The following is a 17,679-nucleotide window of genomic DNA, read 5'->3' as shown; positions in this document are numbered from 1 at the left end:
AGAGTAGGACGCCGCCGGACACCCATTCAGAAATGCCCCCCGACCCAGTCGGGGGGCATTTCTGCATTCCAGGAGGGTGTTCATTCCTCCGCGACGAAGATCACGCCGCCGAGCGGCGGGACCCGCACGGACGCGGAGAACGGCCGGCCGTGGTGCGGGATCGGATCGGCGAGGATCTCGCCGAGGTTCCCCACGCCGGAGCCGCCGTAGTAGGGCGAGTCGGTGTTGATGGCCTCGCGCCAGTGGCCGCCGTGCGGCAGGGCGAGCCGGTACTGCTCGTGGGGGACGCCGGCGAAGTTGACGACGACGACGGCCGTGGGCGAGCCGGGCGCGCGGCGCAGGTAGGCGAGGGTGTTGCCGTCGGCGTCGTCCGAGTCGATCCACTCGAAGCCGTCCGGCGCGTGGTCGCGGAGCCAGAGCGCGGGTGTCGCGCGGTAGACGCGGTTGAGGTCACGAACGCACCGGCTGACGCCCGCGTGCCCGGGGTCGTCGAGGGTGAACCAGTCGAGCTCGTGCTGCTCGGTCCACTCGCCGCCCTGCGCGTACTCCGACCCCATGAAGATCAGCTGCTTGCCGGGATGGGTCCACTGGTAGAGATACAGGGCGCGGCAGCCGGCCAGGCGCTGCCAGTGGTCACCGGGCATGCGGCCGTAGATCGAGCCCTTCCCGTGCACCACCTCGTCGTGCGAGAGCGGGAGCACGAACTGCTCGGAGAACGCATAGACCAGGGAGAACGTCAGCTCGCTGTGGTGGTAGCGCCGGTGCACCGGCGTCTCCTGCATGTAGCGGAGGGTGTCGTTCATCCAGCCCATGTTCCACTTCAGGCCGAATCCCAGGCCACCGGACTCCGTGGACCGGGTGACTCCCGGCCAGGCGGTCGACTCCTCGGCGATCATGAGGATCCCCGGCGTGCGGCGGTACGCGGTGGCGTTGGCCTCCTGGAGGAAGGAGATCGCCTCGAGGTTCTCGCGCCCGCCGTACCGGTTGGGCCGCCATTGGCCCGACTCGCGGGAGTAGTCGAGGTAGAGCATCGAGGCGACGGCGTCGACGCGCAGCCCGTCGACGTGGAACTCCTCGAGCCAGTAGGTGGCGTTGGCGACGAGGAAGTTGCGCACCTCGGGCCGGCCGAAGTTGAAGACGTACGTGCCCCAGTCGGGGTGCTCGCCCCGCAGCGGGTCGGGGTCCTCGTAGAGCGCCGAGCCGTCGAACCGGCCGAGCGACCACTCGTCCTTGGGGAAGTGCGCCGGGACCCAGTCGATGATGACGCCGACGCCGGCACGGTGCAGCGCGTCGACGAGGTGACGGAAGTCGTCGGGCGAGCCGTAGCGGGAGGTCGGCGCGAAGTACGACGACACCTGGTAGCCCCACGAGCCCCCGAACGGGTGCTCGGCGACGGGCATGAACTCGACGTGGGTGAAGCCCATGTCGAGGACGTACTCCGTCAGCCGGGCGGCCAGGTCGCGATAGCCGAGCCCCGAGCGCCACGAGCCGAGGTGCACCTCGTAGATGGACAGCGGCCCGTCGTGGGGGTCCCTGGCCGCGCGGGCCGCGATCCAGTCCTCGTCGTGCCAGGCGAACGACGAGTCGACGACGACCGAGGCCGTCGCCGGTGGCACCTCGGTGCCCTTGGCCAGCGGGTCGGCCTTCTGCCGCCACACGCCGTCCGAGCCGACGATCTCGAACTTGTACAGGGCGCCGGGTCCGACGCCGGGGACGAACAGCTCCCAGACCCCGCAGTCGCCCAACGAGCGCATGGCGTACTGCTGGCCCTGCCAGTACGAGAAGTCGCCGATGACGCGCACCGCGCGCGCCGTGGGCGCCCACACGGCGAAGGCCGTGCCGACGACGTCGCCGAGCGGGTCCGGGTACCGGTGCACGTTGGCGCCGAGGGCGGTCCACAGCTGCTCGTGCCGCCCCTCCCGCAGCAGGTGCTGGTCGAGCTCGCCGATCGTGGGCAGGAAGCGGTAGGGGTCGTCGGACACCGTGGTGTCGGCGCCGTAGGTGACGGACACCCGGTACGACGCGACCTCGGGCCGGTCGAGCACGGCCACCCAGATGCCGTCCAGCTCGTGCGTCGCCTCGGTCTCGCCGTCCGCGGTGACGATGGCGACGCGGTCGGCCATCGGGCGCAGGACACGGACCGTGACGCCGTCGGTGCCCGGGTGGGCGCCGAGCACGGCGTGCGGGTCGTGGAACAGGCCGGCGGCCACCTGCCGCAGGGTGTCGTCATCGACAGGAACCGGGCCGGGAGCGACGGTCGTCATCCCCCTACCCAACCACCGCGAGCGATCCGCGCCAGCGCACCACTCGGGTGACGTGCTACCCCAGCAGCCGGTGGAGGCCGGCGAGCGGGATGGCCAGCCAGTCCGGGCGGTTGCGCTGCTCGTACACCGCCTCGTAGAGGGCCTTGTCGAGCTCGAGGGCGCGCAGCAGGCTGCCGGCCGCTCCGGTGCCGTCGGCCAGCGTGGTCCCCGCCGCCTCGTCGTACGCCAGCAGGGCCGCGCGGCGCGCGCGGCCCGACCAGGAGCTGGCGTCGTCGCCGCGCAGCCCGCCCACGGCGGCCGCGTAGTCGAAGGACCGCAGCAGGCCGGCGACGTCGCGCACCGCGAAGTCGGGGCGGGTGCGCTCGGCGAGCGGGGCGAGGGGCTCGCCCTCGAAGTCCGTGACGTACCACCGGGTGCCCGAGCGGAGCACCTGGCCGAGGTGGAGGTCGCCGTGCACCCGCTGCCGGCGCGGCGCCCCCGGGACGGCCTGGAGCTCCGTCAGCACGCCCTCGACGGCCCCGCGCAGCTCCTCGAGGGCCGGCACCTGGCTCGCCGCCCACGCGAACCGGTCGCCCACCTGGGCGGCGACCAGCCCGGCGCCGCCGTCGGCCGGCACCGTGCCGAAGCCCCGCACGAGCGCGGCGTGCATGTCCGCGACGAGGGTGCCGAGCCGGGCCGCGTCGTCGTCGAACGCGACGTGCTCGCGGGCGTGCCGGCACGCGAGCTCGAAGCCGTCCTCCGCCTCCGGGACGAAGGCGCTCATCACGCCGAGGTAGCCCTCGGCGGTGGCGCCGTCCGGCCCGGTCCAGCGGCCGACGAGCCACCCGAGCGGCACCGGCACGCCGTCCCAGCCCACCTCGACGAGGCGCCGCGGGACGTCGACGTCGGGGTTCGGCCCGTCGGCGATGGTGCGCAGCACCTTGAGGATCGCGACGGGACGGGTGGAGCCCGGGCCCGGCAGGACCACGGAGGTGTTCGACTGCTCGCCCGTCATGACGCGGGCGCCGTCGGGGTCGACGCCCGCGCCCGGGCCCTCGGCCGCGGCGAGCCACGCGCGCAAGAACTCGGGGTCGCCCACGCCGCCGCGCACGGTCGTCCCGTCGAGCACGCCGAGCACGGCGCCCGGGCCGGGACCGAAGGCCAGCGGGACCTGCAGCACCGCGTCGACGCCTCGCGCGCGGACGCGCACGAGGGCGACCCGCAGGCGTTCCCCGGCGGGGTCGCCGGGGAACGTCAGGATGCCGGCGAGCCCGACCTCGGCGCGGCCCGTCTTGGCGGGGAACCACCGGCGCGCCGGCAGCCACGCGCGCAGCAGCGCGACGAGCGCGTCGTCGGCGGGGCCGCCGCGTGGCGGGGTCGCCACCAGCATCAGGGCGCCGTCAGCTCGAGCCAGAAGAACTCGCGAGACCCCAGCGTGTAGCCGGCCACGGCGTCCGCGGGGACCGCCGGGAACGACGAGCCGCCGAAGACGTCGGTGACGGACCAGCCGGCGTACGCGGCGGGCAGCTGCGTGCGGGTGGCGCGCGGCGTGGCCGCGAGGTTGGCCACGACAAGGATCGTCTCGTCGTCGGTGCGCCGCAGGAAGGTGAGCACCGCGTCGTTCTCGCTGGGCAGCATGACGAGCTCGCCGACTCCGAGCGCGCGGTGCCGACGCCGCACGGTGAGCATGCCGCGCACCCAGTGGAGCAGCGAGGTCGGCTGCGCGAGCTGCGCCTCGACGTTGACGTGGGCGTAGTGGTGCACCAGCGACTGCACGAGCGGGAGGTAGAGCTTGCCCGGGTCGGCCGTGGAGAAGCCGGCGTTGCGGTCCGGCGTCCACTGCATCGGCGTGCGGACCGAGTCCCGGTCGGCGAGCCAGATGTTGTCGCCCATGCCGATCTCGTCGCCGTAGTACAGGCAGGGGCTGCCCGGCAGCGACAGCAGCAGGGCGTGCGCCAGCTCGATCTCCTTGCGGCTGTTGTCCAGGAGGGTCGCCAGCCGGCGCCGGATGCCGACGTTGGCGCGCATGCGCGAGTCGCTGGCGTACCAGCCGTACATCGCGGCGCGCTCCTCGGTGGACACCATCTCGAGGGTCAGCTCGTCGTGGTTGCGCAGGAACGTGGACCACTGCCCGCCGGCGGGGATCGCGGGGGTGTCGGCGAGGATGTCGACGATCTGGGTGGCGCGCTGGTCGCGCAGCGCGTAGAAGATGCGCGGCATCACGGGGAAGTGGAAGCAGAGGTGGCACTCCGGCTCGTCGGGCGTGCCGTAGTAGGCGACGACGTCCTCGGGCCACTGGTTCGCCTCGGCCAGCAGGATCCGGCCGGGGAACTCCTCGTCGACCATCGCGCGCAGCCGGCGCAGGAACGCGTGCGTCTCGGGGAGGTTCTCGCAGTCCGTGCCTTCCGCCTCGAACAGGTAGGGCACGGCGTCCAGCCGGAAGCCGTCGACGCCGAGGCCGGCCCAGAACCGCACGACGTCGAACAGGGCGTCGATGACCCGGGGGTTCTCGAAGTTGAGGTCCGGCTGGTGGCTGAAGAACCGGTGCCAGAAGAACTGCCGGCGCACCGGGTCGAACGTCCAGTTGGACGTCTCGGTGTCGACGAAGATGATGCGCGCGTCGGGGTAGCCGGTCGCGTCGTCGCGCCACACGTAGAAGTCGCCGTAGGGGCCCTCGGGGTCCGACCGGGACGCCTGGAACCACGGGTGCCGGTCGCTCGTGTGGTTCATGACGAGGTCGACGATGACGCGCATCCCGCGCTCGTGCGCCTGCCCGACGAGCTGCGTGAAGTCGGCCAGCGTGCCGTACTGCGGGGCGACGGCCGTGTAGTCGGCGACGTCGTAGCCGCCGTCCCGCATCGGGGACGGGTAGAAGGGCGGCAGCCACAGGCAGTCGACGCCGAGCCACTGCAGGTAGTCCAGCCGCTGGATGAGGCCCCGCAGGTCGCCGGTGCCGGCGCCGGTCGAGTCGGAGAAGGAGCGGAGCATCACCTCGTAGAACACCGCGGTGCGGTACCACTCCGGGTCGTCCCGCAGGGCCGCGAGCGCGTCGGAGGCCGGGATGCTCGGCTGGCGCCGGGCCGGCAGGCCGTGCAGCGCGAGGGCGGCCGTCGTCGGCTCGACGCGCAGCGCGGGTCGCCCGGCCCCGGTCTCGCTCACGACCGGACCACACGCATGACGTGGGCGCAGCTGAGGGCCGGGTCGAGCCGGACGAACGCGTCGGGGCTCCACGTGAACCGGCCACCGCCGAGCAGGTCCTCGACCTCGAAGGACCCGTCGAGCCCGAGCGCCGCCGCGTCGAGGTGGACGCTGCCCTCGCGGGTGTGCACGGGGTCCAGGTTCACGACGACGACGAGCGTGTCCGCCTCGCCGTCCGGCGAGAGCTCGGCCGGCAGGTGCCGGGAGAAGCACACGAGCGCGGGGTCGGTCGTCGGGTGCACGCGCTGCACCCGCAGCTGCTGGGCGGCCGGCCGGGCGTGCCGGATCTCGTTGAGCTTGCCGACGAGCAGGGCGACGCCGAGGTGGTCACCGCGGGACCAGTCGCGCGGCTTGTACTCGTACTTCTCGTTGTCCACCTGCTCCTCGACCCCGGGCCGGGGCACGTGCTCCACGAGCTCGTAGCCCGAGTACATGCCCCAGGCAGGCGAGCCGAGCGCCGCCAGCACCGCGCGGACCGCGAAGCCGCCGAGACCCGTCGCCTGCAGGTACGCGGGCAGGATGTCGTGCGTCGTCGGCCAGAAGCTGGGGCGCAGCCACGCCGCCTGGTCGCCGGCGACGGTGGCGAGGTACTCCTCGAGCTCCTCCTTGGTGTTGCGCCACGTGAAGTACGTGTACGACTGGTGGAACCCCACCTTGGCCAGGGTGAGCATCATCGCCGGCCGGGTGAACGCCTCCGACAGGAACAGCACGTCCGGGTGGGCGGCCCGCACGTCGGTCAGCAGGCGGTCCCAGAACGGCAGCGGTTTGGTGTGCGGGTTGTCGACGCGGAACGCGGTGACGCCGTGGGAGATCCACAGCTCGACGATCCGGCGGATCTCCGCGGTGATGCCCTCGGGGTCGTTGTCGAAGTTCAGGGGGTAGATGTCCTGGTACTTCTTCGGCGGGTTCTCGGCGTAGGCGATCGAGCCGTCGGCGCGCTTGCTGAACCACTCGGGGTGCTCGTGGACCCACGGGTGGTCGGGCGAGCACTGCAGCGCGAGGTCGAGCGCCACCTCGAGGCCCTGGGCGCGCGCCTGCGCGACGAACCAGTCGAAGTCGTCGAACGTCCCCAGGGACGGCTCGATGGCGTCGTGCCCGCCGTCGGGCGAGCCGATCGCGTACGGCGACCCCGGGTCGCCGGGCGCTGCGGCCAGGGCGTTGTTGCGCCCCTTGCGGAACGTGGTCCCGATCGGGTGGATCGGGGTGAGGTAGACCACGTCGAAGCCCATCGCGGCGATCCGCGGCAGCTCCTCGGCGGCGCTGCGCAGGGTGCCGGACACCCACGTGCCGGTCTGCCGGTCGCGGTGCGCGCCGTGGGACCGCGGGAACATCTCGTACCAGGCGCCGGCGAGGGCGAGCGGGCGGTCGACGACGAGCGGGTACTGCCGGGAGGGTGAGACGAGGTCGCGCAGGGGCGTGCGGGCGAGGGCGGCGACGACCTCGTCGGACAGCCCGGCGGCGAGCCGCACCTCCGGAGCCTGGCGGTCGTCGGCCACCGCCGCGGCGGCGGCGCGCAGCGCGGCGGCGTCCTCGGCGGGCACCTCGGGCCGGCCGGCGGCACGGGTCAGCAGGCGCGTGCCCTCGGTGAGGACGAGCGCGACGTCGATGCCGGCGTGCACCTTGATCCGGGCGTCGTGTGCCCAGGTGCCGTAGGGGTCGCTCCAGCCCTCCACGCGGAAGTGCCAGGTGCCCCGGGCGTCCGGGACCACCCAGCCCTCGTAGCGGTCGAGCCCGGGGGCGACCTCGACCATGCGGACGCGCTGGTGCACGGTGCCGTCGGGCCGGATCAGCACGGCGGTCGCGCCGAACGCGTCGTGGCCCTCCCGGAACACCGTCGCGCGGACGGGGATCGCCTCGCCGACGGTCGCCTTCGCCGGGAACAGGCCGTCCTCGGCGACGGGGTAGACGTCGAGCACGGGGATGCGGCCGATCCGCGCGGCGGGCGCCAGGGGGCGCGCCGTCACGCGGGTGGCCGAGGTCTCGCCGGGGCCCGACGAGCGCTGGGACTGGGTCGCCACAGGTGCGAACCTATCCGGCGCCCGCCGCGTGAGCCATCTGCAACCCCGTGGCCCGCTCAGCGGGCGAGGGCGCGGCCGGCGATCCGGCCGGTGAACAGGCAGCCGCCGAGGAACGTGCCCTCGAGGGCGCGGTGGCCGTGCACGCCGCCTCCGCCGAAGCCGGCGGCCTCGCCGGCGGCCCACAGCCCGTCCAGCACGTCGCCGGCGGGGGTCAGCACGCGGCCGGAGGTGTCGGTGTGCAGGCCGCCGAGGGTCTTGCGCGTCAGCACCGAGAGGCGCACGGCGTACAGGGGGCCGTGCGCCGGGTCGAGCAGGCGGTGCGGCGGGGCCACCCGGATGGCGCGGTCCACGACGAAGTCGCGCGCCGCCCTCGTGGCGACGACCTGCGGGTCCTTGCCGAGGCCGGTGGCCACCTGCTCGTCGCGCGCCTCGATCGTCGCGCGCAGCGCCGCCGGGTCGATGCGGCCCTGGCCGGTCAGGGCGTTCATCGCGGCGGCGAGCGCCTCGGGCGTGTCGGCGTGCAGGAAGTCCGGCGAGCGCCGGGCGAACGCCTCGACCGGCCCGACCGCGCCGCGCCGGAGCCGTTCCAGCAGCAGCCGGAGGTCGCGGCGGGTGAGGTCGGGGTTCTGCTCCGAGCCCGACAGCGCGAACTCGCGGCCCAGGACGGTGCGGTCGAGCACGAACCAGGAGTGGTCGTCGCCCCGGCCGGTGATGTGCGTCAGCGCGCCGAGCGTGTCGAAGCCCGGGAACAGCGGCGGCGGCAGCCGGTGGCCGTCGGCGTCGAGCCACAGCGACGACGGCCCCGGGATGATCCGGATGCCGTGCCGCGTCCACACGGGCGAGTGGTCGGCGACCCCCTCGGGGTAGTGCCACATCCGGTCCTCGTGGACCACCGCAGCGCCCGCGGACCGCGCGGCGGCGATGCCGGAGCCGTCGACGTGGTCCGGGACGCCGGACAGCATCCGGTCGGGCAGGCGCCCCTCCGCCGGCGGCCACAGCGAGCGGACGATCTCGTGGTTCGCGCCGATGCCACCGGTGGCGACGAGCACGGCGTCGGCGGCGGCCTCGAAGGGCCGCACGGCCGCGCGGCTCGTCGGCACGGCCCGCGCGGCCTCGTCGTGCGCCAGGACCTCGCCCCGCACGCCGGTGACCCGCCCGCCGGTGGTGACCACCTCGGTGACCCGGTGCCGGAAACGCACGTCGACGAGCCCGGCGGCACGGGCGTCGAGGAGCGACCGGACGAACGGCTCGAGGAGGCCGGGCCCCGTGCCCCACACGATGTGGAACCGCGGCACCGAGTTGCCGTGACCACCCGGCGGGTACCCGCCCCGCTCGGCCCACTGCACCAGCGGGAACCAGCGGACGCCGAGGCCGTGCAGCCACGCCCGCATCGGCCCGGCGGCGAAGCCGACGAACGCCTCCGCCCACGCGCGGCCCATCGCGTCGGACTCGTCGAACCGGGCCGAGCCCAGCCAGTCCGCGAGCGCCAGGTCCGCGCTGTCGCGCACGCGCAGCCGGCGCTGCTCGGGGGAGTCGACGAGGAACAGGCCGCCGAAGCTCCAGAACGCCTGCCCGCCGAGGCTGCGCCGGTTCTCCTGGTCGAGGAGGAGCACCCGGCGTCCGGCCGCGGTCAGCTCGGCGGTCGCGACGAGCCCGGCCAGCCCGGCGCCGACGACCACGACGTCGTAGCGGTCTGTCATGGACGCACCCTCGCACGAACATCACTTTCCTGACGTTCTTGTCGCGATCCGCACCCGGAACGTCAGGAAAATGACGAGTGGGTTGTGAGGGGGAGGGCGCGGCCGAGGGGCCGGGCGTGGAGGGTGGCGGTCAGGCGCGGGGGACGTAGACGCGCAGGCTGAGCGGCTCGAGCGTGACGACCTCGGCGGGTGCCGGGTGCAGGCCGCCGTGGATCGCGGAGTCGCGGGCGTCGTCGGGGTTGTCCCACACCGAGTCCCACACCAGCTCCCAGGGGTTGTCCCCGGCGGCCAGGTGGACGTCGATCGGGTTCAGCGCGCCGTTGACGACGAGGAGCACGGCGTCGCCGTCCTTCGTCGTGCGCGACATCTGGAACGTGCGCAGGGCGGCGTCGTGCCAGCGTCCGTGGTCGAACTCCGTGCCCTCCGGCGTGTACCAGGCGAGGTCCGCCGCCGCGCCGTCACCGGCGGGCAGCCCCGAGTAGAACGTCATGGTGCGCAGCGCCGGGTGCGCCCGGCGCAGGCCGACGAGGAAGGACGCCGTCGTCAGCAGGTCGCGGCGCCACTCGTCGAGGTCCCAGGACACCCAGGAGGTCGGGTTGTCCTGGCAGTAGGCGTTGTTGTTCCCGCCCTGGGTGCGGCCCATCTCGTCGCCCGCGGTGATCATCGGCGTGCCGGCGGCCAGGACGAGCGTGGCGAAGAGGTTGCGGACGGACCGGCGGCGCAGCGGCAGGACGTCGGCGGCGGGGGAGTCGGTGCGGACCGGCCCCTCGGCGCCGTGGTTCCACGAGCGGTTGTCGTCGGACCCGTCGCGGTTCTGCTCGCCGTTGGCGAGGTTGTGCTTGTGGTCGTAGGCCACGAGGTCGGCCATCGTGAAGCCGTCGTGGGCGGTGACGAAGTTGACCGACGCCGTGGGGCTGCGCATCAGCGGCGGCGTGCCGTGGCCGAACAGGTCCACCGAGCCGGACAGGCGCGTGGCGAGGTCCCGCATCCGGTGGCCCGGCAGGCCGTGCGCGGCGCGGCCGGGGTCCGCCAGCCAGAACGAGCGGACCGCGTTGCGGAACCGGTCGTTCCACTCCGCGAACGGGGGCGGGAACTGGCCGGTGCGCCAGCCGCCGGGGCCGATGTCCCACGGCTCCGCGACGAGCTTGAGCCCGTGCAGCGCCGGGTCCTGCCCGGCCGCCACGAGCAGCGGGTGGTCGGGGGTGAAGCCCTGCTGGCCCCGGCCCAGGGTCACCGCCAGGTCGAACCGGAAGCCGTCGACGCCCACGGTCTGCGCCCAGTAGCGCAGCGAGTCGAGCGCGAGCCGGATCACCTCCGGCCGCCGGAAGTCGAGCGCCGAGCCGGTGCCGGTGACGTCGACGAGCGAGGCCGGGATGTTGCCGTCGTGCAGGTAGTACATCGCGTTGTCCAGGCCGCGCCAGGACAGGTGCTGACCGGGGAGGCCGCCCTCGCACGTGTGGTTGTAGACCACGTCCAGCAGCACCTCGAGCCCGGCCTCGTGCAGCCGGTGCACGGCCGTGCGCAGCTCGTCGAGCACCGCCGCCGGGCCGGCCGCGCGCGCCGCCGCGGTCGCGTAGTCGGCGTGCGGCGCGAAGAAGCCCAAGGTGCTGTAGCCCCAGTAGTTCGTCAGCCCCTTGGCGACGAGGTGCGGCTCCGTGGCGTACGCGTGGATCGGCAGCAGCTCGACGGCGGTGACGCCGAGGCGCAGCAGGTGGTCGACGACCGCCGGGTGCGCCAGGCCGAGGTACGTGCCGCGCTGCTCCTGCGGCACCTCGGGGTGGTGGAGCGTCAACCCCTTGACGTGCGCCTCGTACACGACGGTGTCGCGCCAGGGCGTCCAGGGGCGGTTCGCCGCGGGGTCGGGCCCGGGCAGGTGGCGCGTGTCGACGACGACGCCGTGGGGGACCAGGCCGGCGGAGTCCCGGGGATCGGGCGCCCCCAGGGGGTCGCCCTGCAGTTCGTCGTCCACCACGTGGCCGTAGGTGGCCGGGCCGTAGTCCAGGGCGCCGACGATGCCGCGCGCGTACGGGTCGACGAGCAGCTTGGCCGGGTTGTAACGCAGCCCGTAGGCCGGCTCCCACGGGCCGTGCGCGCGGAAGCCGTACCGCTGGCCGGCGCGCACGCCCGGCACCCGGGCCCAGAAGACGCCGAGCCGGGGGCCGTCGAGCGGCACCCGGCGTTCGTGCTGGCCGTCGAGCAGGCACAGCTCGACCGCCTCGGCGTGCGGTGCGAGGACCGCGACCTCGACCCCGTCGTCCGTCGCGTGCACGCCGAGGCGCGGCGGGCGGTTGCGGGGGGACGTCACGTGTCCATTGTGCGGGGCGGTGGGACCAAGGTCGGGCAGCCCGCGCGGTGCCGGGTAACGTTCCCTGCCGTGAGGATCGTCGTCGCCGTCAAGCACGTCCCGGACATCCAGGCGGATCGCACTCTCGGCCAGGACGGCCGCCTCGCCCGCGACGGCGGGGACGGCACGCTCAACGAGGTCGACGAGAACGCGGTCGAGGCCGCGCTCGTCGTCGCCGAGAGTGCCGGCGGGGCGGAGGTGATCGCCCTGACCATGGGCCCGGACGACGCGGTCGACGCCGCGCGCCGCGCGCTGCAGATGGGGGCCGACTCCGCGGTCCACGTGCTCGACGAGGCGGCCGCCGGGTCGGACGCGCTGGGGACCGCGCACGTCCTGGCCGCCGCCGTGCGGAAGATCGCCGAGGACGGGCCGGTCGACCTGGTGGTCACCGGCATGGCGGCCACCGACGGGCTGACGTCGCTGGTCCCGGCCGCGCTCGCGGCGGAGCTCGGCATCGTCGCGCTGACGCTCGCGGTGGACGTCACCGTCGCCGACGGCGCCGTCGTCGTGCGCCGCGAGCTCGACCACGCTGACGAGACGTTGCGCGCCGCGCTGCCCGCGCTGGTGTCCGTCTCGGACCGCGCCAACGAGGCGCGCTACCCGAACTTCGCCGCCATCATGGCGGCCCGCAAGAAGCCGGTGGCGGTGTGGTCCCTGGCGGACCTCGGCGTGCCGCCGGACGAGGTGGGGTCGGCGGGCGCCCGCACCCGGATCCTGGCGGCCGAGCCGCGGCCCGCCCGCAAGGACCGCGTCCTCGTCACCGACACCGGCGACGCGGGCGCCCAGCTCGCCGCCTACCTCGTCGAGCACAAGCTCGCCTGACCGGAGGACCGCCGTGACCGTCCTGGTGCTGCTCGACCACACCGACGCCGGCGAGCCGCGCGCGACCGCGCCCGAGCTCGTCGCCCTCGCCTGCTCGCTCGGCGAGGCCGAGGGCGTCTGGGTGGGCGCCGCGCCGCTGCCCGCGCAGCTGCCGTCCGGGCTCGCCCGGGTGCACCGCGTCGCGGTGGCGAACGACTGGGCCCCCGAAGGGGAGCACGTCGCGCCCGTGGTCTCCGAGGCCGTGGCGGCCGTGGTGGACGCCACGGGCGCGTCCGTGGTGCTGCTGGCGTCGACCTTCGAGAACAAGGACGTCGCCGCGCGCCTCGGGGCCCTGCACGGCGCGGGTGTCGTGACCGACGCGGACAGCGTCGCCGTCGAGCACGGGACCGTCGTCGCGGGCAAGACCGTGCTCGCGGGGACGTGGACGACGCGCGTCGAGGTGGTCGCGCCGCTGGCGGTCGTCCTGGTCAAGGCCGGGGCGGCCGACGCCGCCGAGCCCGCCGCGGCGCCGGAGGTCGTCGAGCACGCCGTCGCGCCGTCGTACGTCGGCGGTCTGGTGGAGGTCGTCGAGCGGACGGAGCGGGCCGGCACCGGGCGCCCGGACCTGGCCAGCGCGCAGACGGTGATCGTCGGCGGCCGGGGCACGGAGGGCGACTTCGGCCCGCTCGAGGAGCTGGCCGACGAGCTGGGCGCGGCCATCGGCGCCACGCGCGTGGCGACCGACGAGGGCTGGATCGCCCGCGAGGCCCAGGTGGGCCAGACCGGCGTCACCGTCTCGCCGCGCCTCTACATCGGTGCGGGCGTGTCCGGCGCCGTGCACCACCGGGGCGGCATGCAGGCCGCCGGCACCATCGTGGCGGTCAACAACGACCCGGACGCGCCGATCTTCGAGATCGCGGACTACGGGATCGTGGGCGACCTGTTCGAGGTGCTCCCGCAGGCCACCGCGGAGCTGCGCCGCCTGCGCGGCTAGTCGCAGAGGTCCCGCAGCCAGCGCAGCGCGGCCTCCGCGTGCGCCGACTGGAAGGGCCGCAGGTTGGGCACGCCGGGGGGTGCCGGCTGCATCGAGCCCCACACCAGCGAGCCGGTCAGCCCGGCGAGCCCCGCGCGCAGCTCGTCGTGCGAGACGAACGGGGCGTGCTGCGCGAAGAGGGTGGCCGGGTCGCCACCGCCCTGCGCGCCGACCGACGTCAGCAGGAACGCCAGGTCGAACCAGCTCGGTCCCACCGAGGCGTGCAGCCAGTCGATGAGCCACACCTTGCCGTCGGCGTCGATCATGACGTTGTCCGCGCGCAGGTCGCCGTGGACGATCCCCTCGCCGGTCGCGCCGTCGAGCGCGGCCTGCTCCCAGCGGGCGAGATCGGGCAGGCGCGACAGGGCCCACGCCGCCGGCGGACCGACGGTCGCCGCGAACTCGTCGCGCACCTCCTGCGCGGCGCCCCGCATGCGGCACCAGCCGGTGAACTCGTCGGCCAGCAGGTCGGCGGTCCGCGGCAGGGACCGCCCCGGCAGCGGCGCGGCGTGCGCCAGCACGTCGACGGTGGCGAGCACGGCGTCCAGGTCGGAGCGCTTCCAGGGGATCTCCGGCGAGCGGCCGTGCACGGCGTCGAACCCGAGGAGCACCCACTCGCCGTCGTCGTCCGACCACTGCAGCCGGGGGGCGGGCACCGACGGCGGGAGCGCCGCGGCGGCGACGATCTCCTGGCGCGCCTCCGCGACGGCGACCGGGGAGATGTCGCGCGAGATCGCCTTGACGAAGACGTCGCGGCCGTCGGTCAGCTCGAGGACCGCGACGAACCCGGGGGAGAACCCTTCGGTCGCGGTGATCTCTGCGGTCACCTGCGCGCCGGCCAGCTCATCGATACGACGCCGTACGTGCCGCGGGAGATCGCGCCAGTCGAGCCGCTGCCCGCTGAACGCGTGCGGCAGTGTGACGGCGTCGTCGGCACTCACGGGGGTCATCCTGCCAGGTGGTGCGGGGGCTCTCGACGGGTGTCCGCGAATCGGTTCGTAGACTCGACGCGATGACCGTCTACCTCGACCACGCGGCGACCACGCCCGTGCTGCCCACGGCGGTGGCTGCCCTGGCCGACGCCCTGGCGCGCCCCGGCAACCCGTCGTCCCTGCACGCCTCCGGGCGCGCCGCGCGGCGCACCGTGGAGGAGGCGCGCGAGCGGCTGGCCGCCTCGCTGGGAGCCCGCCCGTCGGAGGTGGTGCTGACGTCCGGCGGCACCGAGGCGGACAACCTCGCGGTGGAAGGCCTCTTCCGCGCCCGGCGAGCGGTCGATGCCCGTCGGCGCCGCGTCCTCGTCTCCGCGGTGGAGCACCACGCGGTGCTGGACCCGGCCGCGTGGCTCGCCGCGCACGAGGGTGCGGAGGCGGTGCTGCTCCCGGTGGACGCCTCCGGGGTGCTGGACCTCGACGCGCTGCACGACGAGCTGGCGGCGCACGCCGACGAGGTCGCCCTGGTCTCGGTGATGTGGGCCAACAACGAGGTCGGGGCGCTGCAGCCGCTGGCCGACGTCGTCGCCGCGGCACACGCGCAGGGCATCCCGGTGCACGCCGACGCGGTGCAGGCCGTGGGACAGGTGCCCGTCGACTTCGGCGCCAGCGGGCTGGACGCCATGACGGTCACCGCGCACAAGCTCGGCGGCCCGGTGGGCGTCGGCGCGCTGCTGGCGCGCCGTGGGCTGGCGCTCGAGCCGGTGCTGCACGGCGGTGGGCAGGAGCGCGGCGTGCGGTCGGGGACGCTGTCCGCGCCGCTGGCCGCGGCGTTCGCGGTGGCCGCCGAGGCGGCGGTCGCCGGACGCTCGTCGTACGCCGCGCGGGTGGGCGCGCTGCGCGACCGGCTGGTCGCGGGCGTCCTGGGCACGGTGCCGGGGGCCACGCTGCGGGGGCCGGACGCGGCGCGCCGGCTGCCGGCCAACGCGCACCTCACGTTCGCCGGCTGCGAGGGAGACTCCCTCCTCTACCTGCTCGACGCGGCGGGCGTCGAGGTGTCCACGGGGTCGGCGTGCCAGGCGGGCGTGCCACAGCCGAGCCACGTGCTGCTCGCGATGGGGATCCGCGAGGACGACGCGCGGGGCGCGCTGCGGTTCTCGTTCGGGCACACGTCGACCGACGACGACGTCGACCGCGTGCTGGAGGTGCTGCCGGGCGTCGTCGAGCGCGCCCGCGCCGCCGGGCTCGTCGCGACGCACTCCGTCGCGCACGCCGTGGCGCACGCCTGATGCGCGTCCTGGCGGCCCTCTCGGGCGGCGTCGACTCGGCGGTCGCCGCCGCGCGCGCCGTCGACGCCGGGCACGAGGTGGTCGGCGTGCACATGGCGCTGTCCCGGTCCCGGGCCCAGTTCCGCACCGGCTCGCGGGGCTGCTGCTCCATCGAGGACGCCGGCGACGCCCGCCGGGCGGCGGACCGGCTCGGCATCCCGTTCTACGTGTGGGACCTGTCCGAACGGTTCGAGGACACCGTCGTCGCCGACTTCCTCGCCGAGTACGCGGCGGGCCGCACGCCCAACCCGTGCGTGCGGTGCAACGAGCACATCAAGTTCGCCACGCTGCTGGACAAGGCGATCGCGCTCGGGTTCGACGCCGTCTGCACCGGGCACTACGCGCGGGTCGTCGCTCGCGACGACGGCACCCGCGAGCTGCACCGGGCGGCGGACGCCGCCAAGGACCAGTCGTACGTGCTGGCCGTCATGGGACCGCAGCGCCTCGCCCGGGCTCTCTTCCCGCTGGGGGACGCGCCGTCCAAGGCCGCGACCAGGGCGGAGGCGGTGGCGCGCGGGCTGTCCATCGCGGCCAAGCCGGACTCGTACGACATCTGCTTCGTCGCCGACGGGGACACGCAGGGGTTCCTCCGCTCGCGCCTCGGCGACCGGCCCGGGGAGATCGTCGACGCGTCCGGCGAGGTCGTCGGGCACCACGACGGCGCCTACGCCTACACGGTGGGGCAACGGCGCGGGCTCGCGCTGGGCCGGCCGGCCGCCGACGGGAAGCCGCGGTACGTGCTGTCGATCGAGCCGGTGGCCAACCGCGTGGTCGTGGGCTCGGCCGACGAGCTCGCGGTCGGTGGCCTGGTCGGCGAGCGCGCGGTGTGGTTCGGCGCCGCCCCGGCGGCCGGCACGCGGTGCGCGGCGCAGGTGCGCGCCCACGGCACACCGGTCCCCGTGGTCGTCGAGCGGGCCGACGACGAGCTCGTCGTCGCCCTCGACGACGGCGCGAGCCTGCGGGGTGTCGCGGCCGGGCAGTCGGTGGTGCTGTACGACGGCACGCGGGTGCTGGGCCAGGCGACGGTGCGCGCCTGCCTCCCGGTGGCGGTGCCCGCATGACCGCCGTCACCGGTGCCGGGCCTTGGCCCGGCACCGACCCGCTGTCGGCCGCGGTCACCGTCGTCGGCGACCTGACCGACACCCCCTCGGACGTCGAGGGCCTGCCGTTCGCGCCGCTGCTCGTCGACCGCGGGCCGTGGGGCGAGGCGCTCGGCCGGTCGGTCGGGCTGCTCGTCGAGCTGCCGGCGGAGCTCGGCACGCACGGCTGGAGGCTCACCGACCACGCCGGCGGGGACCTGGCGCGCTCGCGGTCGTTCGCGCGGGAGGACCTCGACGCGCTGGCCGTCGCCGCGCACGGCTACGCCGGTCCGCTCGTCGTGCCCCTGCTGGGGCCGATCAGCCTCGCGGCGCGCGTGGACCTCGCCCACGGCGACCGGGTGCTGGCCGACCCGGCCGCACTGCGGGACGCCGCCGACTCCCTGGCGGCGGGCGTGGCGGAGCACCTGGCCGCCCTCGTCCGGGCCGTGCCCGGGGCGGTGCCGCGCGTGCTGCTGCACGAGCCGCTGCTGGCGCAGGCCGTGGCCGGCGTCATCCCGACGTTCTCGGGCCGCGGCCAGCTGCGGGCCCTGCACGGGCCGGTGGCCGCCGAGCGCGTCGGCGCGGTCGTCGCCGCGGCCCGGAGCGCCGGCGCGAGCGCGGTGACGCTGCACGTCGGTGCCGGTGGGGGAGTCGTCGGGGCGGCGAAGGCCGCCGGCGCCGACGCCGTCGGGCTGGACGTCGGCGGGCTCCCGGAGCCGGCGTGGGAGCGGGTCGCCACCGCGGTCGAGGAGGGGCTCGGGCTGTGGGCGCAGCTGCCTCCCGCCACGTCCTCGCAGCGCGAGGGCCGGGATCCGAAGGCCCATGCCGAGGCGCTCGTCGGGCCGTGGCGGCGGGTGGGCCTTCCCGCGGGCGCGCTGGCCGACGTGGTGCTCGTCGCCGGCCGCCCCGAGGCGCGCTGGTCCCCGGACGCGGCGCGCGCCGGGCTCGGCGACGCGGTGCGGGCCGCCCGGGCCGTCGTGGACGTCGCGCTGGCCTGAGACCCGCC

General features: G+C 75.2%; 11 protein-coding genes and 1 pseudogene. 5 read left to right on the top strand and 7 right to left on the bottom strand.

Annotated elements, in window-relative coordinates; genetic code table 11:
- Nucleotides 1–80: 80 nt before the first annotated feature.
- The 6 genes and pseudogenes from glgB to glgX all read right to left on the bottom strand — a co-directional run bounded on the left by glgB (nt 81) and on the right by glgX (nt 11,464).
- Nucleotides 81–2,299: pseudogene (gene glgB, locus BGO37_RS14090) on the bottom strand (1,4-alpha-glucan branching protein GlgB).
- Between the two features lie 20 nt (nt 2,300–2,319).
- A complete protein-coding gene (locus tag BGO37_RS14085) occupies nt 2,320–3,633 on the bottom strand; it encodes an aminoglycoside phosphotransferase (RefSeq protein WP_291755825.1) in 1,314 nt (437 codons plus the stop codon).
- On the bottom strand, nt 3,633–5,306 hold the full coding sequence (treS, locus tag BGO37_RS14080) for a maltose alpha-D-glucosyltransferase (protein WP_291755851.1): 1,674 nt from the start codon (nt 5,304–5,306) through the stop codon (nt 3,633–3,635). The genes BGO37_RS14085 and treS overlap by 1 nt, the downstream gene beginning before the upstream one ends.
- Before the next feature lie 92 nt (nt 5,307–5,398).
- Complete coding sequence (locus BGO37_RS14075; protein WP_291755849.1) at nt 5,399–7,405, bottom strand: alpha-1,4-glucan--maltose-1-phosphate maltosyltransferase; 2,007 nt, start codon at nt 7,403–7,405, stop codon at nt 5,399–5,401.
- A gap of 110 nt (nt 7,406–7,515) precedes the next feature.
- A complete protein-coding gene (locus BGO37_RS14070) occupies nt 7,516–9,159 on the bottom strand; it encodes an FAD-binding dehydrogenase (RefSeq protein WP_291755823.1) in 1,644 nt (547 codons plus the stop codon).
- A 130-nt stretch (nt 9,160–9,289) separates the two neighbouring features.
- Entirely contained in the window at nt 9,290–11,464 is a 2,175-nt protein-coding gene (gene glgX, locus BGO37_RS14065) for a glycogen debranching protein GlgX (RefSeq protein WP_291755821.1), read from the bottom strand.
- Between the two features lie 69 nt (nt 11,465–11,533).
- Here glgX and BGO37_RS14060 point away from each other — a divergent pair, with 69 nt between their 5' ends.
- Both BGO37_RS14060 and BGO37_RS14055 read left to right on the top strand, forming a co-directional pair.
- Nucleotides 11,534–12,325: an electron transfer flavoprotein subunit beta/FixA family protein gene (locus tag BGO37_RS14060; RefSeq protein WP_291755818.1), complete on the top strand. Its 792-nt coding sequence runs from the start codon at nt 11,534–11,536 to the stop codon at nt 12,323–12,325.
- A gap of 13 nt (nt 12,326–12,338) precedes the next feature.
- Complete coding sequence (locus BGO37_RS14055; protein ID WP_291755816.1) at nt 12,339–13,298, top strand: electron transfer flavoprotein subunit alpha/FixB family protein; 960 nt, start codon at nt 12,339–12,341, stop codon at nt 13,296–13,298.
- On the opposite strand, the gene BGO37_RS14050 is transcribed toward BGO37_RS14055, so the two are convergent.
- Nucleotides 13,295–14,278 (bottom strand): phosphotransferase family protein, encoded by a 984-nt coding sequence (locus BGO37_RS14050; RefSeq protein ID WP_291755813.1) that lies wholly within the window; start codon nt 14,276–14,278, stop codon nt 13,295–13,297. The genes BGO37_RS14055 and BGO37_RS14050 overlap by 4 nt on opposite strands.
- A 71-nt stretch (nt 14,279–14,349) precedes the next feature.
- On the opposite strand from BGO37_RS14050, the gene BGO37_RS14045 reads away from it, so the two are divergent.
- The 3 genes from BGO37_RS14045 to BGO37_RS14035 are packed head-to-tail and all read left to right on the top strand — an operon-like array spanning nt 14,350 to nt 17,671.
- A complete protein-coding gene (locus BGO37_RS14045) occupies nt 14,350–15,555 on the top strand; it encodes a cysteine desulfurase family protein (protein WP_291755811.1) in 1,206 nt (401 codons plus the stop codon).
- On the top strand, nt 15,555–16,655 hold the full coding sequence (gene mnmA, locus BGO37_RS14040; RefSeq protein ID WP_291755810.1) for a tRNA 2-thiouridine(34) synthase MnmA: 1,101 nt from the start codon (nt 15,555–15,557) through the stop codon (nt 16,653–16,655). The genes BGO37_RS14045 and mnmA overlap by 1 nt, the downstream gene beginning before the upstream one ends.
- Entirely contained in the window at nt 16,652–17,671 is a 1,020-nt protein-coding gene (locus BGO37_RS14035; protein WP_291755808.1) for a hypothetical protein, read from the top strand. Before mnmA ends, BGO37_RS14035 begins: the two co-directional genes overlap by 4 nt.
- Nucleotides 17,672–17,679: the final 8 nt, after the last annotated feature.

The organism is Cellulomonas sp. 73-92 (assembly GCF_001898175.1).
In the GTDB taxonomy this organism is placed as follows: Bacteria; Actinomycetota; Actinomycetes; order Actinomycetales; family Cellulomonadaceae; genus Cellulomonas.
The sequence above is the reverse complement of the archived record's forward strand: the minus strand, read 5'-3'. Positions and strand labels throughout refer to the sequence as shown.

Coding starts and splice junctions, on each gene's coding strand:
- BGO37_RS14085 (WP_291755825.1), bottom strand. CDS start 3,633: ATGCTGGTGGCGACCCCGCCACGCGGCGGCCCCGCCGACGACGCGCTC.
- BGO37_RS14070 (WP_291755823.1), bottom strand. CDS start 9,159: ATGACAGACCGCTACGACGTCGTGGTCGTCGGCGCCGGGCTGGCCGGG.
- BGO37_RS14045 (WP_291755811.1), top strand. CDS start 14,350: ATGACCGTCTACCTCGACCACGCGGCGACCACGCCCGTGCTGCCCACG.
- mnmA (WP_291755810.1), top strand. CDS start 15,555: ATGCGCGTCCTGGCGGCCCTCTCGGGCGGCGTCGACTCGGCGGTCGCC.
- BGO37_RS14035 (WP_291755808.1), top strand. CDS start 16,652: ATGACCGCCGTCACCGGTGCCGGGCCTTGGCCCGGCACCGACCCGCTG.